Here is a 25,455-nt window from a genome sequence, read left to right on the forward strand (position 1 = left end):
GACGGGCCGTTCTTCTTCGCCGTGCGTCAGGGCTCGAACTTGTAGCCGAGGCCCCGCACGGTCACGATGTACCGCGGCGCGGACGGGGTCTCCTCGATCTTCGCGCGGAGGCGCTTGACGTGCACGTCCAGCGTCTTGGTGTCGCCGACGTAGTCGGCGCCCCACACGCGGTCGATCAGCTGCATCCGGGTCAGGACGCGGCCGGCGTTGCGCAGCAGCACCTCCAGCAGCTCGAACTCCTTCAGCGGCAGCTGGACGGGCTCGCCGCCGACGCTGACGATGTGCCGCTCCACGTCCATCCGGACGGGCCCGGCCTCCAGCGTCGCGGGCGCCGGCTCGTCCGCCTCTCCCTGGCGGCGCAGGACGGCCCGCATCCGGGCGATCAGCTCCCGGGTGGAGAACGGCTTGGTGACGTAGTCGTCGGCGCCGAGCTCCAGCCCGACGACCTTGTCGACCTCGCTGTCCTTCGCGGTCAGCATGATCACCGGCACGTTGGACCTGGCGCGCAGCTCCCGGCACACCTCGGTGCCCGGCAGGCCGGGCAGCATCAGGTCGAGCAGCACGAGGTCGGCACCGTTGCGCTCGAAGATGTCCAGCGCGTCGGGGCCGGTGGCGGCGACCGCCACCTCGAAGCCCTCCTTGCGCAGGTTGTACGACAGTGCGTCGCTGAACGACTCCTCGTCTTCCACGACGAGAACGCGGGTCACGTTTCTGCCTCCCGGGCGATGTCCTGTGGGGGTTGTTCCGCACCTGCGGCGGGACGGGACGGGGCGTCGAGCAGCGGGAGCCGGATCGTGAACGTCGACCCGTGCCCCTCCTTGCTCCACACCGTCACGTCGCCGCCGTGCTTGCCGGTGACGTGCTTGACGATGGCGAGGCCGAGCCCGGTGCCGCCGGTCCGCCGGGAGCGCGCCGGGTCGACCCGGTAGAAGCGCTCGAAGATCCGGCCGATCTCGCTGTCCGGGATGCCGATGCCCTGGTCGGACACGTTGATCTCGACGTGCCCGTCGTCGCGGCGCCGGGTCGACACCACCACCCGGGTGTGCTCGGGGCTGTAGGCGACGGCGTTGTCGACGAGGTTGCGCAGCGCGGTGACGAGCAGCTCCTGGTCGGCGCGGACCCGCACGTCCCCCTCACCGCCGGACGCCAGCTCGATGTCCTTCGCGGACGCCTTGAACTGGCACCGTTCGAGCGCCTCCACCATCACCTCGCCGAGCACGACCGGCTTCAGGTCGGGCAGCGGCTCGTCCCCCTGGACGCGCGACAGCGTCATCAGGTCCTGGACGAGGTTGTTCAGCCGCACCGACTCGTACTGCATGCGCCCGGCGAACCGGCGGACGGCCTCGGGGTCGTCGGCGGCGCCCTCGACGGTCTCGGCCAGCAGCGACAGCGCGCCGACCGGCGTCTTCAGCTCGTGGCTGACGTTCGCCACGAAGTCGCGCCGTATCGCCTCGGTGCGGTGCATGTCGGTCAGGTCCTCGGCGAGCACGAGGACGAGCCCGTGCGACCCGAGCGGCGCGACCCGCACCGCGAACCAGCGCCCGTCCAGCCTGCTCCGCACGGTCGTCGGGCCGACCTGGATCTCGGTCTCCCGGATCTCCCCGTCCCGGCGGACGAGCCGGGTCATGGCGAGGACCTCGTTCACGACGAGCCGGTCCCCGCTGACGAGGCCGTACGCGCGCGCCGCCGAGCTGGCGCGCAGCACCCGGTCCTCGCCGTCCACGACGACGGCCGAGGACCGCAGGACGCTCAGCACCGACGCGACGCCGGGGGGCAGCGACCCCGCCGGGGCCGCGGGCGCCGGTATCCGCTGGGACCGCTCGCTCACGCGCACCGCCAATCCAGTCGTGAGCCCGATCGCGAGCCCGGCGAGCCCGGCGAGGCTCGCCACAATCTCGACCTCCACACCTCGGATCGTAAGCGGCTTTCCGGACCACCCTTCCCGGCGGCCCAGGTCAGAGCACTCCGTTAGCCGAAAATTCACCTTCCCCTCCGGGACCGTTCACAGCGGCAGGGCAGGCTGTTGCGTGGGCGAATCCGCCCTCCCCCGGCCCCCGTTCTCCCGGCCCTGATCTCCCGAAAAGGACTTCACGTGCGCGACGCCTATCACGAGGAACTCGACTCCCTCACCGACAGCCTGGTGGAGATGACCCGCCTCGTCCGGTCCGCGATGGCCCGCGCGGTGACCGCCCTCCTGGACGCCGACCTGCGGCTGTCGGAGGAGGTCATCAGCGGTGACGAGCACGTCAACAAGATCGAGGCCGACATCGAGGCGACGGTGTTCGACCTCATGGCGCGGCAGCAGCCCGTCGCCGGCGACCTGCGCCTCCTGATCACCGCGCTGCGGATGAGCGGCGACCTGGAGCGCATGGGCGACCTCGCCGTGCACATCGCCAAGACCGCCCGGCGCCGCCACCCCGAGTCGGCCGTCCCGCCGGAACTGCAGGCCATCGTCCTGGAGATGGGGCAGATCGCCCAGCGGATGATCGCCAAGACGGGCAGCGTCATCGCGTCCCAGGACGTGGAGATGGGCCTCGAACTCGACGCCGACGACGACCAGATGGACCGGCTCCACCGCCGCCTGTTCGACCTCCTGCTGTCCCCGAAGTGGAAGCACGGCGTCGAGCCCGCCGTGGACATCACCCTCGCCGGCCGCTACTTCGAGCGCTTCGCCGACCACGCCGTCCACGTCGCCGAGAACGTCGTCTACCTGGTGACCGGCCAGCGCCCCGACGAGATCACCGACCTGTCCTGACCGCCCCGCCCGACGACCCTGGACGACTTGATCAACTTGGGTTGGCTTGCGCCTCATGAGGCCGATGAGAGCGCTCGTCCGGAAGCTGTCGTTCGCCGGAATCTGCGCCGTGGTCGCGGCGTCCCTCACCGCGCCGGCCCCCGCGAACGCGGGCGGGCCGGGCTGGCGGCTCACGCCGACCGGCACCGACGCGCGGTTCCGCGGGCTCGCCGCGGTCGGCCGGGACGTCGCCTGGCCGGCCGGCAGCGGCGGGACGGTCCTCCGCACGACCGACGGCGGCCGGTCCTGGCAGGACGTCGCCCCGTCCGGCGCGGCGGGCCTGGAGTTCCGCGACATCGAAGCGTTCGACGCGCGCCGGGCCGTCGTGCTGGCCATCGGCGAAGGCGACGCGTCCCGCGTCTACCGGACGTCGGACGGCGGCCACACCTGGACCCTCGGCTTCCAGAACGACGACCCCAGGGCGTTCTACGACTGCGTCACGTTCTTCGACTCCCGGCACGGGCTGGCCATGAGCGATCCCGTGGACGGCAAGTTCCGGATCATCTCCACCCGTGACGGCGGCCGCAGCCGGCGCGTCCTGCCGTCGTCGGGGATGCCGCCCGCCCTGGACGGCGAAGCGGGCTTCGCGGCGAGCAGCCAATGCCTGGTGAGCCACGGAAGCCGGGACGTGTGGCTGGCAACGGGCGGCGGCTCCCGCGCCCGGGTCTTCCACTCCGGCGACCGCGGCCGCACCTGGACGGTCGCCGACACGCCGCTGCCGAGCGGCCCGTCCCAGGGCGTGTTCGCGGTCGCGTTCCGCGACTCCCGGCACGGCATCGCGGTCGGCGGCGACTACCGGCCCGGCGAGTTCGAAACGGTCGACTGCACCCCCGCCCACACCTGCTGGGCCGCCGGCGAGAAGGGACGCGCCGCCCACCTCACCCTCCGATAACCCACCACCCCGCCGCGCCCCCATAACCGCAGATCCTGCCGGAAGGTCTACGACGATCGGCCATTCGGGAGCGCGTCCGGATGTCGGAAACACGGAGAGGAGATGTTCACGCCGATACGCTGCTCGCTCCCCCGACCGGCGATGGGCGCTTCGAGAACCGCGCCATACCCGCTCTCCGGCGGCGCGACCCGCAACTGCCACGTCCCGCCAGAAGGCCGCTCGAACGACGCGACCCGCCATCCCTCCTCGCGAAGATGCTCACTCAGCCGGGTCAACGCCGCCGTGGCCTCGTCCTTGCCCCGCACGCTCATCCATGTGTTCACGGTCATCGCATAAGGGCTGTAGTCGACGTACCAAGGCTTCAGATAGGGGTTGACGCCGGGCGGGCCAGTTCTCCGCACGCCTCTGCGGTCCGCTTCATTTCCGCAGGGCAACGGGTTGACGCCTGCCGTCCGGCTATCCGCGGGCAGTCCAACGCCGAGACCCTTCTCTATCTGGCCGCGCAGCCCCTCGACCTTGCCGGCGACCTCCCGTGGATGCGCCACCGGAAGATCACTCTTCCCTCGCACCTCCACGCCACACCCTCCCGGACCGCAACCGGCAACCATCCCCGCCAACAGGGACACCGCTACCGCAGTGCGTCGCCGCACAGGTCCGTCCTCCCCTCCGCGCACACCCGGCCAGAGGCGAAGCTGAGGGCCATCGCCAGAGATACCGGCGCAGGTGGCGTCAAAGGACGGGAGCGGTGAAGTCCTCGATCAGGCGGGCCGAGTCGAACTCCCGCTTGCTCACACCGTCCAGGAACGCATCCCACTCGGCCACCGTGAACACCTGCGGCTCCCGGCCCGGGTTCTTACTGTCCCGGACGAGCACGACGAACTCCTCGTCCACCTTGTTCGCCACACCACAGTCACGCCCGCGCACCACGGCCACCTCAACGCAATGACCGCCGTTGTTGCCACTGCGGGAACTCTTGCGCCAGTCCACGGCTCAACCATCCGGCCGCTGCGTACCACGCCGCAACTGTCCACCCGGAGAGGCAGGCGTAACTCCAGGTCAGCGGACGGGAGCGGTGAAGTCCTCGATCAGGCGGGCCGAGTCGAACTCCCGCTTGCTCACACCGTCCAAGAACGCATCCCACTCGGCCACCGTGAACACCTGCGGCTCCCGGCCCGGGTTCTTACTGTCCCGGACGAGCACGACGAACTCCTCGTCCACCTTGTTCGCCACACCACAGTCACGCCCGCGCACCACGGCCACCTCAACACAGACGCCGCCGTTGTTGCCGCTGCGGGAACTCTTCCGCCACTTCGGGCCGGGGACGTTCATCACGGACACCCCTTGCATGTCATCGCCTACGCCAACTCTTCCGCCAGCTTGCGCAGCATCACGATCGTCTGTTCAGGCCCGAGCGCTTGAGCCCGCAAGTGGTCAGATATCAGCCTATACCGGCTGACTTCGGGCGGCTTCTGAGCGTAAAGACCTCCGATGTGCTGCTCCATGTACACCTTGTCCGGGTCGTCCGGAGCCGCGAACTCCAGCAGGTAGAACATGCCGTGCATGGCACCGTGTTCACCCGAAGCGAATGGCAAGATCTGAAGAGTCACGTTGCGAAGACGAGCCAGCTTGATCAGGTGCTCGATCTGCTCGCGCATGACGTCACGGCCGCCCACCATCCGGCGGATCACAGCCTCATTCAGGACGAACCACGCTTCGAGTGGGTCGTCTCTCGTCAGTCGCGCCTGGCGAGCGGCTCGCACTGCAATCTTTTCTTCGATCTCCGCCTCGGTGTCCGGATAGGGCGCTGTGGACATGATCGACCGTGCGTAGGCGTCCGTCTGCATGATCCCCGGCACGAACTCCGACTCATAGCCAAAGATGTGGGACGCGGACGCCTCAAGGACGACGTAGACCTGCAACCACTCTGGGATGGCGCCGGAGTACTGGTGCCACCAGTCGGGTTCGCGGGCCAGCCGGGCGAGTTCGAGCATCGCGTCCGCCGCATCGCCCTCGACCTTGTACAGACCAAGCAGGCGTTTGACGTCCCGGACCAGCACGCGACTCTTGTCGTTCTCGATACGGGTCAGTTTGCTCTCGTTCCAGCCCATCTCCTCGGCCACGGCCTCCTGGCTCAGGCCAGCCTGCCCGCGGAGGCTCCGGAGTTCCCGGGCGAGACGAGTGCTGGCCACGGTCGGAACGTGCCTGCCTGGCGCCATCTGAGTCCCTCGATCCATCCGGCTATTTAGCGACCTACAAATACGCTCTTGCGTTCATGCTCCTCGGCGTGCATCCTAACGACGGCAGGTCGAACGCGCAGCGTAGTTGTTAAATTACTTAAAGTGGTCGCAATGAGGAGAATGTCCGATGACGGGGCGCGAGGTGCAGTTGCTTCACCTGGTGGTGCTCGCCGTCGAGCTGGACGTCCTCGGGCGGTCCTGCACGATCGCGCTCAGCCGTTACGACATGCCGGTCCTGTACGTGCCGAGGGGCACGGCGACGCTGAAGATCAAAGCGGAACTGCGAGGCGAACGATGGTTCTACGCGTGGGGGCGGAGTCCCTCGAACCGGATTCCGGTGGACAGGGGGGCGGCGCGCGGGATCGCCGCGACGGTGGCGGCGCCGTGACGGGGCGCTTCCTCGGGCTGATCGTCTTCCCCGGGGCCGTCGAGGAGGTGCCCGACGCCCGGCACTACGTCCGGAGCCTGCTCGCCCGCAACGGGTCGCCCGCCATCGCCGGCGACGCGGAACTGCTGGCCTGCGAGTGCGTCAGCAACGCGATCCGGTTCACCCGCAGCGGCGCCGCGGGCGGCCGGGTCGCGGTCAAGCTGCTGGGGCTGGACGACGCCCTCCGTGTCGAGATCCTGGACGAGGGCGGCGCCTCGTCCGTCCCGGCCCCGTGCGGCGCGCCCGACTCCGCGGAGGCCGAGAGCGGCCGCGGCCTGCACCTGATCGAGGCCCTCGCGAAGGAGTGGGGCAGCATGCCCTACGGCCCCGGCACCCTCACCTGGTTCACCATCGCCCGGCCCGCTCACGCCTGACCTCAGCCGCGACTACTCGGCCGACCGCCGTGCCGCTCCGTATGGCCGTCCTCTCGTCCCCTGGGCGCGAGGACGGTATGGCGCTCGCTGCGCTCAGCAGCGATTCTTGATCGTGGCGCGTCGTCGGCGACGCGTGTCGCGATCCGGCTTGGAGTGGGGTGTGGTGACGGCGCTCATACTGATCGGCGTCATCGCGGTGATGCTCTGGATGATCTTTCTGCGCTCCTCGATGATCAGCATGTTCTGGGGGCCGATCGTGCGGTCCGCGGGTGGGGACGTCGCGTTGGCCACCGTGCTGTCGGTGGTCCTGTACATCGGCGGCCTGGTCGCGTTCGGGCTGGTGCTGCTGGGGATGCACTGGGCCTTCGACGGGCTGCTCGCGCGGGCGCCGGCCCTCGTGCTGAGCCTGCTGTACGCGCCGGTGGCGTTCATGCCGATGCCCGACCGCGACAAACGCCCCTATGGGGAGGTTCGGGACTACCTGATGAAGGCCGGGGCGACGGAGAAGCAGGCGCGGGCGTGCGCGTGGGCGACCGGGCCGCTGGCCTTCGCCGGGCTCCCGGTGGTCGCCGGCGGATTCTTCTCGGCGTTCGTCGGTTGAGGGGCCGCGCCTGGGCGGCCCCTCGACCGGCTACTTCTTGCGGCCGCGCCTGGGCTTGTCCTTCTTGGCGTCCTTGGCGGGCGGGGTGGGGGGCTTGGGGCCGTCCTTCTTGGCGGCGCCCTGGTTCTTGACGGCCTCGATCGCGGCCTTGGCGGCGGCCGGGTCGAGGTACTCGCCGCCGCGCTTGAGCGGGGCGAAGTCGTCGTCCAGCTCGTAGACGAGCGGGATGCCGGTCGGGATGTTGAGGCCGACGATCTGCTCGTCGGAGATGTCGTCCAGGTGCTTGACCATGGCGCGGAGCGAGTTGCCGTGCGCGGCGACCAGGACGGTCTTGCCGGCGGCCAGGTCGGGGACGATCGAGTCGTACCAGTACGGCAGCAGGCGGTCGACGACGTCGGCGAGGCACTCCGAGCGCGGGATCAGCTCGGACGGCAGCTCGGCGTACCGCAGGTCGTTGACCTGGGACAGCGGGTCGTCGTCCTTGATCGGCGGCGGCGGGGTGTCGTAGGAGCGGCGCCAGGTCATGAACTGCTCTTCGCCGAACTCCTCGCGCGTCTGCGCCTTGTTCTTGCCCTGGAGGGCGCCGTAGTGGCGCTCGTTCAGCCGCCAGGAGCGCTGCACCGGGATCCAGAGGAGGTCCGCGACGTCCAGGGCGATGTTGGCGGTGCGGATGGCCCGCTTCAGCAGGGAGGTGTGGACCACGTCGGGGGTGATGTCGGCGTCGAGCAGCAGGTCTCCGCCGCGGGTCGCCTCGCTCTCGCCCTTCGTGGAGAGGTCGACGTCCACCCAGCCGGTGAACAGCCCTTCCGCGTTCCAGACGCTTTCGCCATGCCGGAGCAATACCAAGGTCGCCATGCTCCAGAGCCTATCGGCCCCGGGCGGGTCACTCGCGGTTGGCCGGGTCGGCGAAGGAGGCGAACGCCTGGAGGTTGGCGAGGCTCTCGCCGCGCTTGACCCGCCAGTCCCACTCGCGCTGGATGGACGTCTTGAACCCGCGTTCCAGGGCCTTGTCGAAGTTCTCGTCGGAGTAGGTGAGGACGCAGCCGAGGATACGGTCGATCTCGTCCGGCGAGATGGCCTCCAGGGGCAGCTTGCCGACGAGGTGGACGTCGCCGACGTCGTCCAGGGCGAAGGCGACCCCGTACATGCGGCCGTTCTTCTCCAGGAGGAACCGGTAGAACTCGGCGTGGTTCTCGTCGGGACGGCGGCAGAAGAACGCCTCGACGTGCAGGGAGTGGTCGCCGACGATCAGCCACGTCATGGTGGCGAGCTTGTGCTGCCCGGGGAGCTTGACGAAGAACGCGTTCTCGCGCGGCTCGTCGAACTCCAGCTCGGCCGCCTCCAGCGTCTCCCTGATCGTTTCGACGGGACTCAAGCTCACCTCCTGCGGGGGGACGACCCCCCGCACCCCCCGGTTCGCTTCGCTCATGCCGTGACCTCCGCAGCAACGGAAACGGGGACGGGAACGGCCGGAATGGACATGGCACCGGTATACACGTCGAGCAGGCGGTCGACGGTGGCGTCCCAGCCGAAGCCGGCCGCGTGTCGGACGGCCCCGCGGGACAGCCGGGCGTGCCGGCCGGGTTCGGCGTGCAGGCGGCGCAGGACGGCGGCGTAGTCGGCCGGGTCGTGCCCGGAGATCAGCACGCCGGACTCGCCGTCCGCGACGGCCGTGCACAGGCCGCCGACGCGGGACGCGACGACGGGCGTCCCGCACGCCTGGGACTCGACGGCGACGAGCCCGAACGACTCGCTGTGGGACGGGACGACGGTGACGTCCGCGGCCCGGTACCAGTCGGCCAGCTCGTGCTGCGGGCTCGGCGGCTCGAAGCGCATGACGTCGGAGATGCCGAGCCGGGCGGCCAGGGACTGGAGCCCTTCGGGGCGGGAGCGGCCGGAACCGGACGGGCCGCCGACGACCGCGACGACGAGCTTGGAGCGCAGCGCCGGGTCGTCCGCGAGCATGCGGGCGACGGCGCGCAGCAGGACGTCCGGTGCTTTGAGCGGCTGGATCCGGCCGACGAACAGCAGCACGTACGCGTCCCTGGGCAGGCCGAGCCTGCGCCGGGCGGGGCCGGTGCGGTGCGGGAGGAGGCCGGTGCTGCGGGCGAGGATCGGCGACTCGGGGCGGAACATCGACAGGTCGACGCCGGGGCTGACGGTCGCGACGCGGGACGGGTCGGCGCCGTAGAGGTCGACGAGCTCACGTGCCTCTTTGGCGGTGTTCGCCACGAGATGGTCGGACGAAGCCACGACCTGCTCCTCACCGAGGACGCGCTCGGCCGGTTCCGGCTTGTCGTCGTCCGCGAGGGCGGCGTTCTTGACCTTCGCCATCGTGTGCATGGAGTGGACGAGCGGCACGCCCCACCGCTGCTTGATGGCCCATCCGGCCTGGCCGGACAGCCAGTAGTGCGTGTGGAGAAGGTCGTAGTGCCCGGGGTCGTGGGCCGCCTCGACGCGCAGCACCCCGGAGGTGAAGCCGCACAGGTGGCGGGGCAGCTCGGTCTTGTCGAGCTCCTCGAAGGGCCCGGCGATGACGTTGCGCACGAGGACGCCCGGGGCGAGTTCGACGACCGGGGGCAGGGCCCGGGATGTCGCCCGGGTGAAGATGTCGACTTCCACGCCCCTCGCGGCCAGCCGCTTGGCGACCTCGACGATGTAGACGTTCATGCCGCCCGCGTCGCCGGTACCAGGTTGGTCAAGGGGGGAAGTATGAACACTGACCGTCGCAACCCGGTTGATACGACGCGACACTGCACACCACCTCCGGTAGTGCAACCTATCGACCGTGTCAGGTGTTCCCTCAGCAAGGGGGACAACCGTGACAAACCGCCACAGTGATCGACCTCACCGGTCCCCCGCCCGCCCGGCGGTGCCGCGTCCGGCGTCTGGGACCCTGGACGCATGCGTAAGACCGCGATAGTGACCGGAGCAAGCAGCGGGATCGGGGCCGCCACGGCGAAGCGCCTGGCGGCGGAGGGGTTCAACGTCGTCCTCGCGGCGCGGCGCCGCGACCGCCTCGACGCCCTCTCCAAGGAGATCACCGAGTCCGTGCCGGGCGCCGGCCGGGTCGCGCCCGTCACGCTGGACGTGACCTCGCAGGAGTCGGTGGACGCGCTCGCGGCGGCGGTCGACACCTGCCACGTGCTGGTCAACAACGCGGGCGGCGCCGTCGGCCTCGACAGCGTCGCGACCGCCGACCTCGCCGACTGGCAGACGATGTACGACACCAACGTCCTCGGGCTCGTGCGGGTGACCAAGGCGATCCTGCCGAAGCTCATCGAGAGCGGCGGCCATGTGGTGAACGTCACCTCGCTCGCCGCGCACGTCCCGTACGAGGGCGGCGGCGGATACAACGCGGCCAAGCACGCCGCCTACGCGGTCAACGACGTGATGCGGCTGGAGCTGGTCGCCGAGCCGGTCCGGATCACCGAGATCGCGCCGGGGATGGTGAAGACGGAGGAGTTCTCGCTGGTCCGGTTCCGCGGGGACGAGGAGCGGGCCGCCAAGCCGTACGAGGGCGTCCCGGAGCCGCTGGTCGCCGAGGACGTCGCCGACTGCGTCGCCTGGGCCGTCACCCGTCCGCCGCACGTCAACATCGACCGGATCGACGTCCAGCCGCGCGTGCAGGCCGCCCCCTACAAGCTCCACCGCGAGTAAGGCTTCACCGGACATCGGGCGCCGGAGGCGCGACCGCTTTCCAGGGGAAGGTGACCTCGCCGAGGCGCCACCGGTGTCGTCCGCCGTAGGGAGGGCGCGTAAGAACCGGGTGGGTCTGCGCCAACAGCGACACGGCCTCGACCCAGCGCGCGCGGGGGCCGAACGCCGAATGCGGCGCGGCCGTCGCCCAGCAGCGGTCGAACGCGGTCAGCAGGGCGTGGACGGGTTCCCCTGGCACGTTCCGGTGGATGAGCGTCTTCGGCAGCCGCTCCGCCAGCGCGGACGGACGGTCCAGCGTGGGCAGATGGGCCGCGAACGTGATGGTCTGGGGGCCGTCCTTGGTGATGGTCACCCAGACCGCGCGGCGCCCTATCTCGTCGCACGTCCCCTCCACGAGGACGCCCGAGGGCGCGAGGCGCGCGCGCAGGTCGTCCCATGCGTGCCAGGCCGCCGGCTCGTCGTACTGCCGCAGCACGTTGAAGGCCCTGACCAGCGCGGGCGGACGCGGGACCGGCAGTTCGAACCCGCCGCGCCGGAACGACAGCCCGTCGTACGCACCCGGACCGCCGCGCCCTTTCGCACCGCCGGCTCCTTTCGCACCTCCGGCCCGCCTCGGCGGGGGCGGGTCCGGCGGTTCGGGGGGTTCGCGGAGGGCGGCGAGGAGGGTGAGCCCGGCCGTGACGCGCTCGGGCTCTATCTCGATGCCCACGACCTCCAGCCGCGGGGAGACGGCGCGCAGGCGGGAGTAGAGCTCGAACGTGGTGACCGGCGAGGCGCCGTACCCGAGGTCGACGACCAGCGGGCGGCCGCCGATGCGCAGCGGGCCCGCCTGGGTGGCGGTGATCCAGCGGTCGACGCGGCGCAGGCGGTTCGGGGCGGTGGTGCCGCGAGTCACCTCTCCTCGCGGCTTGCGGGCTGGGGGCACCCGGTAATTGTTCCGTCTCGCCGCCTATGCCCTGTACGTCTGGTACGCCGTGCCGCTACGAATATGTCCCCGCACCCCACCGAACGAGATTCGGTAAGTTATCGATTACGGTGCTGCCCACGCCGTCCCCCGCGAGGAGAATGCCGATGCTCGACCTGGCGACCCTGCACGAGGCCATCGCCGCCGCGGTCCCCGACCGCGAATGCCTGGTGTGGCGCGACCGCCGGACGACCTGGCGGGAGGTCGCCGACCGGACGCGGCGGCTCGCGAACGTCCTGCACGGGCACGGCCTCGGCCTGCGCGGCACGGCGTCCGAGCCGTGGGAGTCGCCGCACGACCATCTGGCCCTCTACCTGCACAACGGCCCCGAGTACCTGGAGGGCCTGGTCGGCGCGCACAAGGCCCGGGTCGCGCCGTTCAACGTCAACTACCGGTACGTGGACGACGAGCTGGCCCACCTGCTCGGCGACGCCCGGCCGGCCGCCGTGCTGTACCACGCGCGGTTCGCCGACGCGATCGGACGCGTCACGGAGCGGCTCGCCGGCCGGTCCGGCGACCGCCCGCTGCTCCTCCAGGTCGCGGACGAGTCCGGCGCCCCGCTCCTGCCCGGCGCGCTCGACTACGAGGACGCCCTCGCCAAGGCGTCGTCCGACCCGCTGCCCGTCCAGCCCGACGCGCACGACCTGCACATCCTCTACACGGGCGGCACGACGGGCATGCCGAAGGGCGTGCTGTGGCGGATCGGCGACCTGATGCTCGGCCCGCTCGGCCTGCGGCGCCGCGACGGCGCGCCGGTCACCGATCTCGGCGAGGCGGTGGCGCGGGCCGTCCGCAGCGACGTCCGGGTCCTGGTCGGCCCGCCGATGATGCACGGCGCGGGCACGTGGTCGGCGCTCGGCGCGTGGTGCGGCGGCGGGTCCGTGGTGTTCCCCGACCGGGTGGACGGCCTGGACGCCGCCGACCTGATGGCCGCCGCCGAACGCGAGCGCGTCACCCGGATGCCCCTCGTCGGCGACGCGTTCGCCCGCCCGATCGTCGAGGCGCTGGAGGCCCGCCCGCACGACCTGGGCGCGCTCCGCTCGTTCGTGAACTCGGCCGCCGCGATCAGCCCCGGCGTGAAGGCGCGGATGCTGGAACTGCTCCCCCACTCCCGGATCGTGGACGTCCTCGGGTCGTCGGAGTCCGGTTTCCAGGTGACGCGGAGCGGCTCGGCGGCGACGGCGTTCGCGGTGGCGCCCGGGACGGCCGTGCTGTCCGCCGACCGGTCCCGGCGCCTCGCGCCCGGCGAGGACGAGATGGGCTGGCTCGCCAAGGGCGGCGGCTCGATCCCGCTCGGCTACCTCGGCGACCCGGTGAAGACGGCGTCCACGTTCCTCACGGTGGACGGGGAGCGCCTCGTCGTGCCGGGCGACCGGGCGCGGCTGCTCGCCGACGGCACCGTGGAGGTCCACGGGCGGGAGGCCACCACGATCAACACCGGCGGGGAGAAGGTGTTCGCGGAGGAGGTCGAGGCGGTGCTCCGCGCGCTGCCGGGCGTCGCGGACGCGCTCGTCGTCGGCCGGCCGAGCGAGCGCTGGGGGTCGGAGATCGTCGCGGTGCTGAGCCCCGCCGGCGGCCCGTCCGATGCCGAGCTGCGCGAGGGCTGCGCCGCCCACCTGGCCCGCTACAAGATCCCGAAGGCGTTCGTCCGCACCGACCGGGGCCTGCGGCTGCCGAACGGGAAGGCCGACTACGCCGCCGCCCGCGCGCTCCTGGACTAAAGAACCCCGTTCGGGTTTGTAGGGGCCGGTCCTGTACCGGCGGCGGCACGACCGGCCATGCTGGCGAAATGCCGGATCTGCACTCTCTGCTCACCGATCTCGCCGCCGAGGGCGACTCCGTCGACGCCCTGGTCGCGCCGCTGCCCGCCGCCCGGTGGGCGGACCCGACCCCGGCCGAGGGCTGGACGATCGCCCACCAGATCGCCCACCTCGCCTGGACCGACGACCAGGCGGTCGTCGCGGCGACCGACGCCGGCGCGTTCGCCGAGCTCGTCGAGGAGGCGCTCGCCGACCCCGGCGGCTACGTGGAGACGGGCGCGCGCGAGGGCGCGAAGGACGCCCCGGCGGATCTCCTCGCCCGCTGGCGCGACGGGCGCCGCCGCATGGTGGAGGCGCTCGCCGCCGTCCCGCCGGGCACGCGGCTCCCCTGGTTCGGCCCGCCGATGGGCGCCGCGACGCTGGCGACCGCGCGGCTGATGGAGACGTGGGCGCACGGCGAGGACGTCGCCGACGCGCTCGGCGAGCGCCGCGAGCCCACGCACCGGCTCCGCCACGTCGCGCACATCGGCGTCCGGACCCGCGACTTCGCGTTCCGCAACCGGGGCCTGGAGCCGCCGGCCGAGGAGTTCCGCGTCGTGCTGGCGGGCCCCGGCGGCGAGGAGTGGACGTGGGGTCCGCAGGACGCGCGCCAGTCCGTGGCCGGCCCGGCGCTCGACTTCTGCCACGTGGTCGCCCAGCGCCGCCACCGCGCGGACACCGCCCTCGTCGCGACCGGCCCGGACGCCGACCGCTGGCTGGACGTCGCCCAGGCGTTCGCCGGCCCGCCCGGCCCCGGCCGCGCCCCGTCGGCCGGCTGAGAGATCGGCCACTACGCGCCCCGTTCGGGTTCGGGCTCGGACGATCTTGGAAATGGTCGGGGTATGACAGTTCTGATCGCCTTTGACGGTTCTGACGACTCCCAGGCCGCCGTCCAGTACGCCGCGCGCCGCCTCAAGGCCGAGCCGACCGTGGTCATGACGGTGTGGGAGCCGCTGCTGACCCAGCTCAGCTGGGCGCCGCTGGCCGCCGCGGTAACGGTCGCCGCGGAGGCGCCCGGCGACGAGTACGAGGAGGAGAAGCAGGCCGAGCAGCTCGCGCGGAAGGGCGCCGACCTCGCGATCGCCGCCGGGCTGACCGACGTGGCGATCCGGGCCGAGCGCGGCGGCGGACCGGTGTGGGCCGCCATCGTGGACGTCGCCGACGAGCTGAACGCGTCCCTGATCGTCACGGGTTCGCGGGGTCTCGCGGGCGCCCGGTCGGTCATCCTCGGCAGCGTCTCGACCCGCGTCCTGCACCACGCGCGCCGCCCGGTCCTGGTCGTCCCGCCGCCGAAGAAGGACGACTAGGGAAAGCGGGGCTAGGCCGCGGCCACCGCGTGCTCGAAGGCCGCGTAGGCGTCCGCGGTGAACAGGACGAAGCGCGCATCGGCGATCCGGGTCGGGGTGGCGCGGACGGTCCCGACGGCGATGCGGGCGGCGTCCTCCATCGGCCAGCCGTAGATGCCCGCCGACACGGCCGGGAAGGCGATCGAGCGCGCGCCCAGCTCGTCCGCGACGCGCAGCGACTCGCGGTAGCAGGAGGCCAGCCGCTCGGACCGGTCCTCGGACCGGGAGTACACCGGCCCGACGGTGTGGATCACCCAGCGGGCGGGCAGCCGCCCGGCCGTCGTCGCGACCGCCTGCCCGGTCGGCAGCCCGCCGCCGTAGTGGGAGGCCCGCAGCCTGCGGCATTCGTCCAGGATCTCCGCACCGCCCTTGCGGTGGATCGCGCCGTCCACCCCGCCACCGCCCAGCAGCGACGAGTTGGCCGCGTTCACGACCGCGTCGACCTCCTGCTCGGTGATGTCGCCCTGGACAAGAGTGATCTTCATTGCGTGCATTCCTCCGCATTGGCCGGACCCGTCCGAGGACATCAATTCTCATCCGCGCCAAGTGTGAAACGCGTTCGGGCGGTTCCCGGCGGTACGCTCATTGGCGGACGAGGCTCCGGGGGCGGTGCGGCTCGTCCGACTTCGTCCGGCCGGACGCAGGGGGGCTACCATGCCGAACGCCAGGCGCAGTGCAGGTGACAGGCGCAGTCCAGGCAAACAGAGTGCAGGCAGAGGGGCAGTGCAGGCAGAGATCTCGCACGCCCGTTCCGACCAATGGCGTGACAGTCGCGGAGGTACCCCCTTGAAGATTCTCCTCGCCGGAGCGACCGGAGTGGTCGGTCGCCGGCTGATCCCGCTGCTCGTCCAGGCGGGCCACGAGGTCGTCGGAACGACGCGCCGCACCGAACGCGCCGGCCTGCTCGGCGAGCTCGGCGCCGAGCCCGCCATCGTCGACATGCTCGACGCCGCGGCGGTGCGCGACGCCGTCGCCGCGCAGCGCCCGGACGCCGTGATCCACCAGCTCACCGACCTCAGCGCGGAGGACTTCGACGCCAACTCGCAGCTGCGCATCACCGGCACCCGCAACCTGGTGGACGCCGCGCTGGCCGCCGGCGTCGAGACGATGGTCGCGCAGAGCATCGCGTGGCTGTACGTGCCGGGCGACGCGCCGGCCGTCGAGACCGACCCGCTCGACTCCTCGCTCCCGCCGTACAAGGGGGTCGCGGCGCTGGAGGAGGCGGTCGGCGAGATGCCGCGCGGCGTGGTGCTGCGCTACGGCGCGCTCTACGGCCCCGGCACCTGGTACGCCCCGGACGGCGCGATCGCCGAGCGGGCGCGCGCGGGAACGCTGCGCCTGGCGCCCTCGTGGACGTCGTTCGTGCACACCGAGGACGCCGCGTCGGCGGCGCTCGCCGCCCTCGACTGGCCGGCCGGCGCCGTGAACATCGTGGACGACGAGCCCGCGACCACGGCCGACTGGCTGCCCGTCTACAGCGCGGCCATCGGCGCGCCGCATCCGGGCAGCGCGGGCAAGCACGCCGCGGCGACGGGCCGCCCGGCGTCCAACGCCAAGGCGCTCGGCCTCGGCTGGAAGCCGCAGGTCACGTCCTGGCGCACCGGGTTCGCCCAGATGGACGGCGCGGCCTCCTGACCGCCGCCCGCCAACCGGACGGAACGTGACAACTCACCCGAACTGGAACGAACGCTTCGCCAGCCCGAGCCAGTAGCCGTCGATGACCGCCCGGCGGTCGGAGGCGTCCCCGGCGTCGGCGCCGAGCGCCACGAACAGCGGCGCGAAGTGCTCGGTCCGCGGGTGGGCGATGCGCGCCGCGGGCGCCTTGGCGCGGAAGTCGAGCAGGGCGTCGATGTCGCCGCCGGTGACGGCGCGGTCCGTCCACTCGTCGAACTCCGCCGACCAGGCGGGCGGCGCGGCGTCCGGCTCCGGGCGCAGCTCCCGCAGGTTGTGCGTCGTGAAACCGCTCCCGACGATCAGCACGCCCTGGTCGCGCAGCGGCGCGAGGCTCCGGCCGAGTTCGAAGAGCCGCTCCGGCTCCAGCGTCGGCATCGACATCTGCAGCACGGGGACGTCGGCGTCCGGGTACATCTCCACGAGCGGGACGTAGGCGCCATGGTCGAGCCCCCGCTCCTCGTCCTGGTGCACGCCGGGAATGAGCTTGCGCACGTCGGCGGCCAGCTCGGGGGCGCCGGGCGCGTCGTACCGGACGCGGTAGTAGTGCTCGGGGAAGCCCCAGAAGTCGTACACGAGCGGCACCCGCCGGGTCGCGCCGATGCTCAGCGGCGCCTCCTCCCAGTGCGCCGACACCATGAGCACCGCCTCGGGCTTCGGCAGCTCGGCCGACCAGCGGGCGAGCTGGCGGGTCCAGCGGGCGTCGTCGGCGAGCGGCGGCGCGCCGTGGCTGAGGTAGAGCACGGGCATCCGGGTCATGTCGTCCCCCTTACTTGAGAGCTCAACTATAGCCCGGAAATGATTGAATCTTCAAGCCTTGAGTGTTCAAGCTTCGGGTAGACTGGGCGCATGAGCGAGACGCGCTGGCTGGACGACGAGGAGCAGGAGACCTGGCGTGCCTTCCTGTGGACCTCGCGGCTGCTCAACGAGGCCCTCGACCGGCAACTGCAGCGCGACTCGGGCATGCCGCACGCCTACTACATGATCCTGGCGATGCTGTCGGAGGCGCCCGGCCGCGCGCTGACGATGACCGCGCTCGCCGAGATCGTCCACTCGTCCCCGAGCCGCCTCTCGCACGCCGTGAACCGGCTGGAGGAGGCCGGCTGGGTGAGCCGCTGCAAGCACGAGGGCGACCGCCGCACCACGATCGCGCGGCTCACCGACGAGGGATACGCCGTCCTGCGCGAGGCGGCGCCCGGCCATGTCGGCGAGGTCAGGCGCCACCTGTTCGACCCGCTGAGCCGCGAGCAGATGCTCCAGTTCCGCGAGACGCTCCACGCCCTGCTGTCGTCCCTGGACCCCGACCAGACGGCCCCCTGCGCCCCCGAACGTTGACCTGCGGCGTGTTGTTGTTATCCGGCCCGCCATAACAACAACACGCCGCAGGTCAACGGAACTCGACGGCGTGGGAGGCGGCGTCCGGGTGGGCGGCGGCCAGGAGGCGCATCGCCTCCTCCTCCAGGGCGGCTTGCTCCCGCTTCGGGACCGGGGCGAACGGGTCGATGCGCAGCACCGCCTCCCGGCGCTTCTTCTCGATCTTCCACATGCCGTGGACGAAGCCGTCCACGAGGAACGTCGCGCGGATGATGCCGTTGACCGTGAAGACGCGCTTGCGGTGCTCCTCGCTGATGATCCGGGACCGCTCGGCGTGCGAGAGCAGCAGGTTGTCGAAGTCCGGGACGAACCGGACGGGCGCCGGCGTGTCCGGGTCGGGGCGCGGCGCGTCCGGCACGTCGTAGAGCGTGCGGCCGCCGTCGTCCCGGAACTCCACCAGCCCGGGCCGCAGCCGCTCGACGACCTCGCCGAGCCGCGTCAGCCCCGACCACTGCTGGACGTCCCGGACGCTCGCCGGCCCGAACGCCGCCAGGTACCGCAGCACCACGTCGTCCAGCGATGTCACGGCCGCCGGATGCCCGTCCAGCCACGCGTCGAGCGTCGTGTGCCGCGCGGCGCCCGAGGCGCCCCAGATGCCGCGCGGCGGGACCTGCACCAGCGGCAGGCTGCACCGGACGGCCCAGGTGAGCAGGTCGGCATCGTGCCCGGGCCACCGCTCGCCGAGCAGGGCGCGGAGCTCCTTGTCGGTGCGCGGCTCGTCCTCCAGCAGCCCGCGCGCGTGCGCGGTGACCGCGCCGAGGTCGACGCCGTCGAGGTCGCGGGCCCGCGTCTTCAGGTAGTTGTCGAGGAGCCCCTGGGTCAGCGGGCGCAGCGCGCGGGCGTCGCGGGCGCTGACCAGGTGGAGGGTGCCGCGCATCAGCACCATCCGCAGCGCGCTCCGCTCGGTCATCAGCGCGCCGACCTCGTCGAACCGGAAGTCCGCGAGCCGGCTCCACAGCCCGATGTGCGGCGGGTTCGGCGCCTGCGACTGCATGCCGACCAGATGCTCGATGGCGTCCAGCACGGGCATGTCATGCCGCTCCAGCAGCATCTGCCGCGCCAGCAGCGCCCGGTTCAACGCCCTCTTGTCAGTTGTCACAGCGCCCAGGATGGCCGATATGCGGGCGACTTGACCGGCAAAAGGTATGAACGTATGTTCATGAACATGCGTTCATAACGAGGGAGGGGCCATGGCCGACATCGTCAACACGCATCAGGCCGAAGCCTGGAACGGGTACGAGGGCGAGCACTGGGCCGGCCACTACGACCGGTACGACGCGGTCAACGGCGGGTTCAACGACGCACTGCTGGACGCCGCGGCGATCGGGCCGGACGACCGCGTCCTCGACATCGGCTGCGGGAACGGGCAGGTCACACGGCTCGCGGCGCGGCGGGCCCGGCACGGCGGCGCGACGGGCGTGGACCTGTCCGGGCCGATGCTGGCCCGTGCCCGCTCCCTCGCGCGGGAAGAGGACGTCGCGAACGCGACGTTCGAGCAGGGCGACGCGCAGGTGCACCCGTTCCCCGACGGCGGCTTCGACGTCGCGATCAGCCGGGTGGGCGTCATGTTCTTCGCCGACCCCGTCGCCGCGTTCGGGAACATCCGGCGGGCGCTGCGGGACGGCGGCCGCCTGGCGTTCCTGTCGATGGCACCGATCGGTGAGACCGACCTCCAGGCGGTCTTCGCCGCGCTGCCGCCGCGCGAGGAGGCACCGATCGGGCACGACGGGCCCCTGTCGTTGTCAGACCCGGACCGTGTCCGGGAGGTGCTCGGCGCGGCCGGGTTCGGCGGCGTGGACTGCCGCAAGGTGGAGGCCGAGCAGATCTGGGGCCGGGACGCCCGCGACGCGGCGGAGTTCTTCGCCGCCTGGGGCCCGATCCGCTACAACTACGGCACCGGCGACGCCTTGGTCGACACCCTCACGGACGCGATGCGCCCCTTCGAACGCGACGGCGCCGTCCGCCTCCGGGGCACGTCCCTGCTGGTCACGGCCCGGCGCTGATGTCTCCTCGAAGGGCGGCCGCGGTGCGCGGCGGCGAGCGGTCGCTGCGCGACCATCTGATCGCCACGGCGGAGCGGATGATCGCGGAGCGCGGGACGGCGGGGCTGACCGTCCGGGCGATCGCGCGGGAGGCCGGCGTCGCCGACGGCGTCCTGTACAACCACTTCGCCGACAAGGAGGAGCTGCTCGCGCACGCGCTGCGCGCGCACGCCGAGTCGGTGGGCCGCACGCTCGACCCGCTGCCCGAGGCCGGCGGCGGGACGGTCGAGGAGAACCTGCGGGCCTACGTCCGGCACGGGCTGGTCGCGCACAACGCGCTGCTGCCCGCGCTCGCCGGGCTGGTGGCGCAGCCCGAGGTCCTCGCCCGGTTCTCCGCGCTGAGCGGCGGCGACGCGGACTGGCGCTCCCGGCTCGCCGCCTACCTGCGGGCCGAGCGCGACCTCGGCCGCCTCGCCCCGGACGCGCCGGTGGACGCGGCCACGTCCATGATCGTCGGCGCGTGCCACGAGCCGGTGCTGTCGGTGCTCTTCCAGGGCGAGGACCTCGCCCGCCGGGCCCCGTCGGACGTCGCCGACGACCTGGTGGCCGTCGTCCTGCGCGGCATCACCCCCCGCACCCCCTGATCGCGCGCGCCGATCGCGCGCAAGCTCTTCGTTGATCTGCGGCGTGTTGTTGTTATGCGGCGCCCGATAACAACAACACGCCGCAGGTCAACGGGGCTCCATGGCCGTGCGTACCTCTTCCAGGGTGCGGTCGGCTACGGCGTTCGCGCGGTCGGCGCCCTCGGCGAGGACGCCGCGCAGGTACCCGCGGTCGGCGATGAGCTCGGCGCGGCGGGCGCGCATCGGGCGGAGGAACTCGTTGACCGAGTCGGCGACGACCTTCTTGAGCGCGGCGCCGCCGCCGTCGCCGATCCCCGCGGCGACCTCGTGCGGGTCGCGGTCCTGGCAGAGCGCGGCGAGCAGGACGAGGTTCGACACCTGGGGACGGCTCTCCGGCTCGTAGGTGATGTGCCGGTCGGTGTCGGTCACCGCGCGCCGGATCAGCCGGGTGGTCTCGTCCGGCCCGGCGGACAGCGCGATCGCGTTGCCGCGGCTCTTGCTCATCTTCTGGCCGTCCGTCCCGAGCAGGAGCGGCGCGGCGGACAGCAGCGCGTCCGGCACGGGGAAGACCGGCGCGTAGCGCTCGTTGAAGCGGCGCGCGACCGTCCGGGTGACCTCCTGGTGCGGGAGCTGGTCCCTGCCGACGGGGACGAGGTTCGCCTTGCAGAACAGGATGTCGGCGGCCTGGTGGACGGGATAGGTGAACATCAGCCCGCTGACCGACGACTGCCGCGACGACGCGATCTCGTCCTTCACGGTCGGGTTGCGGCCGAGCTCGGCGACCGACACCAGCGACAGGAACGGCAGCATGAGCTGGTTCAGGGCGGGGACGGCGCTGTGCCGGAAGATCGTCGCCGCGGACGGGTCGACGCCGGCGGCCAGGTAGTCGGCGACGAGCCCCTCGACGTGCTCGGACAGGCGGTCGGCGACGTCCCGGTCGGTGAGCACCTGGTAGTCGGCGACGAGCACGAACAGCTCGACGCCCGCCTGCTGGAGCCGGACGCGGTTGGCGAGGGTGCCGAAGTAGTGGCCGAGGTGCAGCGGCCCGGTCGGGCGGTCGCCGGTCAGGACGCGGAACGCGCCGGGGTCGGCGGCGATGCGCTCCTCCAGCTCGCGGCTCCGGGCTTCGGGGGTGGTCTCCATGGTCTCTCTCCTCGTTTCGGGTCGGCCGCCCACCGGCGGACCCCGCGAGGAAGAGAGAAGGGCCGTCCAGTGGACGGCCCGATGGCGTGCGAGTGTCGGCCGTCCTAGGACGGCCACCAGCCCTGACACGCGATGCGGTTCACGGCACCAGCATAGGCGACGACGAGAAGCAGATGCTCATAGATAATCCAGAACGGAACCAGTTGGGTAGCCTGAGGGCATGACCTCGATGGCCCCCGGCCGGACGAAACCGGACCTGTCCTTCCTGCTCGACCGCACCAGCCACGTGCTGCGCACCCGGATGACGGCGGCGCTCGCCGAGATCGGGCTGACGCCGCGCATGCACTGCGTCCTCGTCCACGCCCTGGAGGAGGAGCGCACCCAGATCCAGCTCGCCGAGATCGGCGACATGGACAAGACGACCATGGTCGTCACGGTGGACGCCCTGGAGAGGGCCGGCCTCGCCGAGCGCCGCCCGTCGTCCAAGGACCGGCGGGCCCGGATCATCGCGGTCACCGAGGAGGGCGCGCGGGTCGCGGCCCGCAGCCAGGAGATCGCGGACGGCGTCCACGCGGCGGCGCTGGACTCGCTTCCGGCCGACGAACGCGAGGTGCTCGTCCGCGCGCTGACCACGCTGGCCGAGGGCCATCTGGGCACGCCGGTCGAGAGCCCGCTCCCGGCCCGCCGGGTCCGGCAGCGCACAAAATAAGTCCGTGAAGGATCGTCTCTAACAAAACTATCTGTTACGGTCTCTCCTATGACCACGGAGACGACCCCTCCCTCGCGGCTCGCCGCCCCGTTCCGCTCCCGCTGGGCGGCGCTGGGCGTGCTGTCGGCGACGATGCTGATGACGATCCTCGACGGCAGCATCGTGACCGTCGCCGCCCCCGCCATCCAGGACGATCTCGGCTTCTCCCCCGCCGGGCTCAGCTGGATCATGAACGCCTACCTGATCCCGCTCGGCGGCCTGCTGCTCCTCGCCGGACGCCTCGGCGACCTCGTCGGCCGCCGCACGCTGTTCCTGGCCGGGAACGCCGTCTTCACGGCGGCGTCCCTGCTGGCGGGCGCGGCCACCACGTCCGGCCTGCTGATCGCGGCACGCTTCCTCCAAGGGGTCGGCAGCGCGCTGGCCTCGGCGGTCGTGCTCGGCATCCTCGTGACGCTGTTCACCGGCGCCCGCGAGCGCGCCCGCGCCATCGGGATCTTCAGCTTCACCGGCGCGGCGGGCGCGTCCATCGGGCAGGTGCTCGGCGGCGTCCTCACCGACGCGCTGAGCTGGCACTGGATCTTCCTGATCAACCTGCCGATCGGCCTCGCCACCCTCCTGCTCGCCCTCCCGGCGCTGCCCCGCGACCGCGGCATCGGCCTCGCCGCGGGCGCGGACCTCGGCGGCGCGCTGCTCGTCACGTCCGGGCTGATGCTCGGCATCTCCACGGTCGTCAAGGTCGAGGCCCGCGGCTGGCTCTCCCCGCACACCCTCGGCCTCGGCGCGGTGTCCCTGCTCCTGCTCGCGGGCTTCCTCGTCCGGCAGGCGCGCGCCGCGACCCCGCTCATGCCCCTGCGGATCCTGCGCTCCCGCAACGTGTCGGGCGCGTACGCCGTCCAGTTGCTCACCCTGTCGGCGATGTTCTCGTTCCAGGTGATCGTCGCCCTCTACATGCAGCAGGTCCTCGGGTACAGCGCGCTCGACACGGGCCTGGCGATGCTCCCGGCGGCCGTGGCGATCGGCGCGGTGTCGCTGTTCGCGTCGGCGCGGCTATCGAACCGCCTCGGTGAGCGGTCCGTGCTGATGATCGGGCTGGTGCTCCTGATCGGGGCGATGGCGTGGCTCACGACCGTCCCGGTGGACGCCGACTACGTCACCGACCTGCTGCCGGTCTTCGTCCTGGCCGCCGGCGCGGGGCTCGTCCTGCCGTCCCTGACCGGTCTCGGCATGTCGAGCGCACGGCCGGAGGACGCGGGTCTGGCGTCGGGGCTGTTCAACACCGTCCAGCAGGTCGGGATGGCGCTCGGCGTCGCGGTCCTGACCACGCTCGCCGCGTCACGCACCGGCGCCCTCCGCGCGGACGGGCACGGCACCGCCGCCGCGCTCACCGGCGGCTACCACCTGGCGTTCGGCATCTCCGCCGGCCTCCTGGTGGCCGCGCTCGCCGTCTCCCTCGTCGTCCTCCGCCGCCCGGAGCCCCGGCGGCCGGGACGTCCGCCACGTCCGCGACCGACCCGGTGCACACCGGCATCTGAGGGAGATCGAGATGGGCGGTCTAGTGGGGCAGGACCAGGAGGAGCAGCGGCAGCCCCGCGATGACCGGCACCGCGACGGACGCGGCGACGCGGATCTTCCGGGACACCGGCTGCGGCTCCAGCAGCCGGTTCACCCGCACCATCACCGGGATGTCGCCGTGCGCGACGCCGAGGGTCCCGGACGGGGCGGCGGCGGGGCGGGCGGCGGCGAAGCGCAGCAGCGCGGTCGCCAGCTCGCGGGCCGGGCGGCCGTGCCGGGCGCGGTCGTCGGCGGCCATCTCGATCAGCAGCTCGACCGCGTCCAGGCACCGTCCGACCAGCCGGAACTGCGGGAACACCTGGCGCAGCGACGCGAACGGCAGCAGCACCAGGTCGTGCCGCTCGCGCGCGTGCGCGCGCTCGTGCGCGAGGACCGCGGCCAGCTCGCCGCGGTCGAGCAGCTCCAGCGTCCCGGCGCTGACGACGACCTTGTGCGAGCGGACGCCCGGCACGCAGTACGCGGCGGCGCCGGGGTGGTCGAGGACGAGCGTGCCGGGCACCGAGGAGTCGCGGCGCGACACCAGCGCGAGCAGCGCCCGGTGCCGGCGCCGGGCCCGCACGACCCGCAGCACCGCGAACATGAGCATGACCAGCAGCACGCCGGTCAGGCTGATCGCGCCGAGCAGCGCGGAGACCTGGACGGCGCCGAGCCGGGCGGCCTGGTCGTCGTAGAGGCCGGGCAGCCCGCCGAGGACGCCCTTGCGGTACGGGAGGAGGGCGAGGCCGAGGAGCGCGCCGATCGTGGCGACGCCCCAGCACAGCCCGAGGGCCTGCCAGAGCGCGATCCCGATGCGGGGCGCCCGCCACGTCCACCGGGCACGGGACAGGAAGTGCGCCCCGCCGACGGTCCCCAGTGAGATCAATGCGAGCAGGGCGGCGCCGGTCATGCGGGGGGTTCCTTGCTCATGAGGCCCGCGAGGGTCTGCCGGATGACGTCGACCTCGTCCCGCGAGACGGACCGGACGAAGTGCGCGAGCGCCGCGTCCCGGTCACCGGTCTCGTTCAGGGCGCCCAGCATCAGCTCGGTCACGTACATCTCCCGGCTCGCGACCGGGTGGTAGCGCCAGGCGCGGCCGTCGCGCTCGCGCTCGAGGAAGCCTTTCTTGGCAAGCCTGTCCAGCACGGTCATGACCGTAGTGTGCGCGAGGTCCCGGTCGCCAGCGAGCGCACGGCTCACGTCGCGGGCGGTCGCGGCCTCGTGGCCGGCGTCCTCCCGCTCCCACAGGACCTCCATGACCGTGCGTTCAAGCTCTCCCAGACCCTTCACGCCTTCAAGGTTATCCGACCG

General features: G+C 72.2%; 31 protein-coding genes. 15 read left to right on the forward strand and 16 right to left on the reverse strand.

The features are described 5' to 3' along the window. Positions 1–26 precede the first annotated feature (26 nt). Together ABFX46_RS22090 and ABFX46_RS22095 are read right to left on the reverse strand one after the other, a co-directional pair. On the reverse strand, positions 27–707 hold the full coding sequence (locus ABFX46_RS22090) for a response regulator transcription factor (protein WP_131942437.1): 681 nt from the start codon (positions 705–707) through the stop codon (positions 27–29). Beyond that, positions 704–1,906: a sensor histidine kinase gene (locus ABFX46_RS22095; RefSeq protein WP_346044757.1), complete on the reverse strand. Its 1,203-nt coding sequence runs from the start codon at positions 1,904–1,906 to the stop codon at positions 704–706. Before ABFX46_RS22095 ends, ABFX46_RS22090 begins: the two co-directional genes overlap by 4 nt. A gap of 186 nt (positions 1,907–2,092) precedes the next feature. Between ABFX46_RS22095 and phoU the strand changes: the two genes are divergently transcribed. Then, entirely contained in the window at positions 2,093–2,755 is a 663-nt protein-coding gene (gene phoU / locus ABFX46_RS22100; RefSeq protein WP_346044759.1) for a phosphate signaling complex protein PhoU, read from the forward strand. 64 nt (positions 2,756–2,819) lie between these two features. After that, the gene (locus ABFX46_RS22105) at positions 2,820–3,686 is read left to right on the forward strand and encodes a WD40/YVTN/BNR-like repeat-containing protein (protein WP_346044760.1); all 867 of its coding nucleotides are present in this window, start codon (positions 2,820–2,822) and stop codon (positions 3,684–3,686) included. A 47-nt stretch (positions 3,687–3,733) separates the two neighbouring features. Here ABFX46_RS22105 and ABFX46_RS22110 read toward each other — a convergent pair whose 3' ends face one another. The 4 genes from ABFX46_RS22110 to ABFX46_RS22125 form a co-directional block, all read right to left on the reverse strand. After that, complete coding sequence (locus tag ABFX46_RS22110; RefSeq protein WP_346044762.1) at positions 3,734–4,261, reverse strand: hypothetical protein; 528 nt, start codon at positions 4,259–4,261, stop codon at positions 3,734–3,736. 154 nt (positions 4,262–4,415) lie between these two features. Next, positions 4,416–4,673, reverse strand: coding sequence for a DUF397 domain-containing protein (locus ABFX46_RS22115; protein WP_346044764.1), 258 nt, complete (start codon positions 4,671–4,673; stop codon positions 4,416–4,418). 69 nt (positions 4,674–4,742) lie between these two features. Further along, the gene (locus ABFX46_RS22120) at positions 4,743–5,033 is read right to left on the reverse strand and encodes a DUF397 domain-containing protein (protein WP_346044766.1); all 291 of its coding nucleotides are present in this window, start codon (positions 5,031–5,033) and stop codon (positions 4,743–4,745) included. An 8-nt stretch (positions 5,034–5,041) separates the two neighbouring features. Beyond that, on the reverse strand, positions 5,042–5,920 hold the full coding sequence (locus ABFX46_RS22125) for a helix-turn-helix domain-containing protein (RefSeq protein ID WP_346044768.1): 879 nt from the start codon (positions 5,918–5,920) through the stop codon (positions 5,042–5,044). A gap of 130 nt (positions 5,921–6,050) precedes the next feature. Between ABFX46_RS22125 and ABFX46_RS22130 the strand changes: the two genes are divergently transcribed. From ABFX46_RS22130 to ABFX46_RS22140, 3 genes are all read left to right on the forward strand, one after another. Next, positions 6,051–6,311 (forward strand): hypothetical protein, encoded by a 261-nt coding sequence (locus ABFX46_RS22130; RefSeq protein WP_346044770.1) that lies wholly within the window; start codon positions 6,051–6,053, stop codon positions 6,309–6,311. Further along, complete coding sequence (locus ABFX46_RS22135) at positions 6,308–6,724, forward strand: ATP-binding protein (protein WP_346044771.1); 417 nt, start codon at positions 6,308–6,310, stop codon at positions 6,722–6,724. The genes ABFX46_RS22130 and ABFX46_RS22135 overlap by 4 nt, the downstream gene beginning before the upstream one ends. Before the next feature lie 163 nt (positions 6,725–6,887). Then, positions 6,888–7,325: a hypothetical protein gene (locus tag ABFX46_RS22140; RefSeq protein ID WP_346044772.1), complete on the forward strand. Its 438-nt coding sequence runs from the start codon at positions 6,888–6,890 to the stop codon at positions 7,323–7,325. Positions 7,326–7,355: 30 nt separating this feature from the next. On the opposite strand, the gene ABFX46_RS22145 is transcribed toward ABFX46_RS22140, so the two are convergent. The 3 genes from ABFX46_RS22145 to mshA are packed head-to-tail and all read right to left on the reverse strand — an operon-like array spanning position 7,356 to position 10,079. After that, positions 7,356–8,180: a phosphoglyceromutase gene (locus ABFX46_RS22145; protein WP_346044774.1), complete on the reverse strand. Its 825-nt coding sequence runs from the start codon at positions 8,178–8,180 to the stop codon at positions 7,356–7,358. A 28-nt stretch (positions 8,181–8,208) separates the two neighbouring features. Beyond that, positions 8,209–8,700, reverse strand: a complete 492-nt coding sequence (locus ABFX46_RS22150) for a type III secretion system chaperone family protein (RefSeq protein WP_346044775.1) — start codon at positions 8,698–8,700, stop codon at positions 8,209–8,211. Positions 8,701–8,750: 50 nt separating this feature from the next. Further along, positions 8,751–10,079 (reverse strand): D-inositol-3-phosphate glycosyltransferase, encoded by a 1,329-nt coding sequence (gene mshA / locus ABFX46_RS22155; protein WP_346044777.1) that lies wholly within the window; start codon positions 10,077–10,079, stop codon positions 8,751–8,753. A gap of 150 nt (positions 10,080–10,229) precedes the next feature. On the opposite strand from mshA, the gene ABFX46_RS22160 reads away from it, so the two are divergent. Next, complete coding sequence (locus ABFX46_RS22160) at positions 10,230–10,985, forward strand: SDR family NAD(P)-dependent oxidoreductase (RefSeq protein WP_346044778.1); 756 nt, start codon at positions 10,230–10,232, stop codon at positions 10,983–10,985. A 4-nt stretch (positions 10,986–10,989) separates the two neighbouring features. On the opposite strand, the gene ABFX46_RS22165 is transcribed toward ABFX46_RS22160, so the two are convergent. After that, the gene (locus tag ABFX46_RS22165) at positions 10,990–11,880 is read right to left on the reverse strand and encodes a class I SAM-dependent methyltransferase (RefSeq protein WP_346044780.1); all 891 of its coding nucleotides are present in this window, start codon (positions 11,878–11,880) and stop codon (positions 10,990–10,992) included. A 176-nt stretch (positions 11,881–12,056) separates the two neighbouring features. Here ABFX46_RS22165 and ABFX46_RS22170 point away from each other — a divergent pair, with 176 nt between their 5' ends. The 3 genes from ABFX46_RS22170 to ABFX46_RS22180 all read left to right on the forward strand — a co-directional run bounded on the left by ABFX46_RS22170 (position 12,057) and on the right by ABFX46_RS22180 (position 15,055). Beyond that, positions 12,057–13,670: an AMP-binding protein gene (locus ABFX46_RS22170; protein ID WP_346044782.1), complete on the forward strand. Its 1,614-nt coding sequence runs from the start codon at positions 12,057–12,059 to the stop codon at positions 13,668–13,670. 68 nt (positions 13,671–13,738) lie between these two features. Next, on the forward strand, positions 13,739–14,527 hold the full coding sequence (locus ABFX46_RS22175) for a TIGR03084 family metal-binding protein (protein WP_346044784.1): 789 nt from the start codon (positions 13,739–13,741) through the stop codon (positions 14,525–14,527). 63 nt (positions 14,528–14,590) lie between these two features. Beyond that, positions 14,591–15,055, forward strand: coding sequence for a universal stress protein (locus tag ABFX46_RS22180; protein WP_346044786.1), 465 nt, complete (start codon positions 14,591–14,593; stop codon positions 15,053–15,055). Between the two features lie 11 nt (positions 15,056–15,066). Here the strand turns inward: ABFX46_RS22180 and ABFX46_RS22185 are convergent, their stop codons facing one another. Beyond that, entirely contained in the window at positions 15,067–15,579 is a 513-nt protein-coding gene (locus ABFX46_RS22185; protein ID WP_346044788.1) for an O-acetyl-ADP-ribose deacetylase, read from the reverse strand. 301 nt (positions 15,580–15,880) lie between these two features. On the opposite strand from ABFX46_RS22185, the gene ABFX46_RS22190 reads away from it, so the two are divergent. Beyond that, a complete protein-coding gene (locus ABFX46_RS22190; RefSeq protein WP_346044790.1) occupies positions 15,881–16,729 on the forward strand; it encodes an NAD-dependent epimerase/dehydratase family protein in 849 nt (282 codons plus the stop codon). A 33-nt stretch (positions 16,730–16,762) separates the two neighbouring features. Here the strand turns inward: ABFX46_RS22190 and ABFX46_RS22195 are convergent, their stop codons facing one another. Further along, positions 16,763–17,524 carry a dioxygenase family protein gene (locus tag ABFX46_RS22195; protein WP_346044791.1) on the reverse strand — a complete coding sequence of 254 codons (762 nt, stop codon included), beginning with the start codon at positions 17,522–17,524 and terminating at the stop codon, positions 16,763–16,765. Between the two features lie 90 nt (positions 17,525–17,614). Between ABFX46_RS22195 and ABFX46_RS22200 the strand changes: the two genes are divergently transcribed. Then, the gene (locus tag ABFX46_RS22200; protein WP_346044793.1) at positions 17,615–18,100 is read left to right on the forward strand and encodes a MarR family winged helix-turn-helix transcriptional regulator; all 486 of its coding nucleotides are present in this window, start codon (positions 17,615–17,617) and stop codon (positions 18,098–18,100) included. 52 nt (positions 18,101–18,152) lie between these two features. On the opposite strand, the gene ABFX46_RS22205 is transcribed toward ABFX46_RS22200, so the two are convergent. Beyond that, entirely contained in the window at positions 18,153–19,238 is a 1,086-nt protein-coding gene (locus ABFX46_RS22205) for a winged helix DNA-binding domain-containing protein (protein WP_346044794.1), read from the reverse strand. Positions 19,239–19,329: 91 nt separating this feature from the next. Here ABFX46_RS22205 and ABFX46_RS22210 point away from each other — a divergent pair, with 91 nt between their 5' ends. Both ABFX46_RS22210 and ABFX46_RS22215 read left to right on the forward strand, forming a co-directional pair. Continuing rightward, positions 19,330–20,142, forward strand: coding sequence for a class I SAM-dependent methyltransferase (locus ABFX46_RS22210; protein WP_346044796.1), 813 nt, complete (start codon positions 19,330–19,332; stop codon positions 20,140–20,142). After that, a complete protein-coding gene (locus ABFX46_RS22215; protein ID WP_346044798.1) occupies positions 20,142–20,765 on the forward strand; it encodes a TetR/AcrR family transcriptional regulator in 624 nt (207 codons plus the stop codon). Before ABFX46_RS22210 ends, ABFX46_RS22215 begins: the two co-directional genes overlap by 1 nt. An 87-nt stretch (positions 20,766–20,852) precedes the next feature. On the opposite strand, the gene trpS is transcribed toward ABFX46_RS22215, so the two are convergent. Continuing rightward, entirely contained in the window at positions 20,853–21,887 is a 1,035-nt protein-coding gene (trpS, locus tag ABFX46_RS22220) for a tryptophan--tRNA ligase (RefSeq protein WP_346044800.1), read from the reverse strand. A 220-nt stretch (positions 21,888–22,107) separates the two neighbouring features. Between trpS and ABFX46_RS22225 the strand changes: the two genes are divergently transcribed. Both ABFX46_RS22225 and ABFX46_RS22230 read left to right on the forward strand, forming a co-directional pair. Next, positions 22,108–22,596, forward strand: coding sequence for a MarR family winged helix-turn-helix transcriptional regulator (locus ABFX46_RS22225; RefSeq protein WP_346044801.1), 489 nt, complete (start codon positions 22,108–22,110; stop codon positions 22,594–22,596). Positions 22,597–22,644: 48 nt separating this feature from the next. Next, a complete protein-coding gene (locus tag ABFX46_RS22230; protein ID WP_346044803.1) occupies positions 22,645–24,192 on the forward strand; it encodes an MFS transporter in 1,548 nt (515 codons plus the stop codon). On the opposite strand, the gene ABFX46_RS22235 is transcribed toward ABFX46_RS22230, so the two are convergent. Together ABFX46_RS22235 and ABFX46_RS22240 are read right to left on the reverse strand one after the other, a co-directional pair. Next, entirely contained in the window at positions 24,149–25,054 is a 906-nt protein-coding gene (locus ABFX46_RS22235; RefSeq protein WP_346044805.1) for a M56 family metallopeptidase, read from the reverse strand. The two genes, ABFX46_RS22230 and ABFX46_RS22235, sit on opposite strands and share 44 nt — an antisense overlap. Continuing rightward, positions 25,051–25,434 (reverse strand): BlaI/MecI/CopY family transcriptional regulator, encoded by a 384-nt coding sequence (locus ABFX46_RS22240; RefSeq protein WP_346044806.1) that lies wholly within the window; start codon positions 25,432–25,434, stop codon positions 25,051–25,053. The genes ABFX46_RS22235 and ABFX46_RS22240 overlap by 4 nt, the downstream gene beginning before the upstream one ends. Between the last annotated feature and the right edge of the window lie 21 nt (positions 25,435–25,455).

It is taken from the genome of Actinomadura chokoriensis (genome assembly GCF_039529475.1).
Lineage (GTDB): Bacteria > Actinomycetota > Actinomycetes > Streptosporangiales > Streptosporangiaceae > Spirillospora > Spirillospora bangladeshensis.

Coding starts and splice junctions, on each gene's coding strand:
- ABFX46_RS22200 (WP_346044793.1), top strand. CDS start 17,615: ATGAGCGAGACGCGCTGGCTGGACGACGAGGAGCAGGAGACCTGGCGT.
- ABFX46_RS22175 (WP_346044784.1), top strand. CDS start 13,739: ATGCCGGATCTGCACTCTCTGCTCACCGATCTCGCCGCCGAGGGCGAC.
- ABFX46_RS22195 (WP_346044791.1), bottom strand. CDS start 17,524: ATGACCCGGATGCCCGTGCTCTACCTCAGCCACGGCGCGCCGCCGCTC.
- ABFX46_RS22145 (WP_346044774.1), bottom strand. CDS start 8,180: ATGGCGACCTTGGTATTGCTCCGGCATGGCGAAAGCGTCTGGAACGCG.
- ABFX46_RS22160 (WP_346044778.1), top strand. CDS start 10,230: ATGCGTAAGACCGCGATAGTGACCGGAGCAAGCAGCGGGATCGGGGCC.
- ABFX46_RS22125 (WP_346044768.1), bottom strand. CDS start 5,920: ATGGATCGAGGGACTCAGATGGCGCCAGGCAGGCACGTTCCGACCGTG.
- ABFX46_RS22230 (WP_346044803.1), top strand. CDS start 22,645: ATGACCACGGAGACGACCCCTCCCTCGCGGCTCGCCGCCCCGTTCCGC.
- ABFX46_RS22130 (WP_346044770.1), top strand. CDS start 6,051: ATGACGGGGCGCGAGGTGCAGTTGCTTCACCTGGTGGTGCTCGCCGTC.
- ABFX46_RS22180 (WP_346044786.1), top strand. CDS start 14,591: ATGACAGTTCTGATCGCCTTTGACGGTTCTGACGACTCCCAGGCCGCC.
- ABFX46_RS22170 (WP_346044782.1), top strand. CDS start 12,057: ATGCTCGACCTGGCGACCCTGCACGAGGCCATCGCCGCCGCGGTCCCC.
- ABFX46_RS22210 (WP_346044796.1), top strand. CDS start 19,330: ATGGCCGACATCGTCAACACGCATCAGGCCGAAGCCTGGAACGGGTAC.
- ABFX46_RS22235 (WP_346044805.1), bottom strand. CDS start 25,054: ATGACCGGCGCCGCCCTGCTCGCATTGATCTCACTGGGGACCGTCGGC.
- trpS (WP_346044800.1), bottom strand. CDS start 21,887: ATGGAGACCACCCCCGAAGCCCGGAGCCGCGAGCTGGAGGAGCGCATC.
- ABFX46_RS22185 (WP_346044788.1), bottom strand. CDS start 15,579: ATGAAGATCACTCTTGTCCAGGGCGACATCACCGAGCAGGAGGTCGAC.
- ABFX46_RS22225 (WP_346044801.1), top strand. CDS start 22,108: ATGACCTCGATGGCCCCCGGCCGGACGAAACCGGACCTGTCCTTCCTG.
- ABFX46_RS22120 (WP_346044766.1), bottom strand. CDS start 5,033: ATGCAAGGGGTGTCCGTGATGAACGTCCCCGGCCCGAAGTGGCGGAAG.
- ABFX46_RS22215 (WP_346044798.1), top strand. CDS start 20,142: ATGTCTCCTCGAAGGGCGGCCGCGGTGCGCGGCGGCGAGCGGTCGCTG.
- ABFX46_RS22105 (WP_346044760.1), top strand. CDS start 2,820: ATGAGAGCGCTCGTCCGGAAGCTGTCGTTCGCCGGAATCTGCGCCGTG.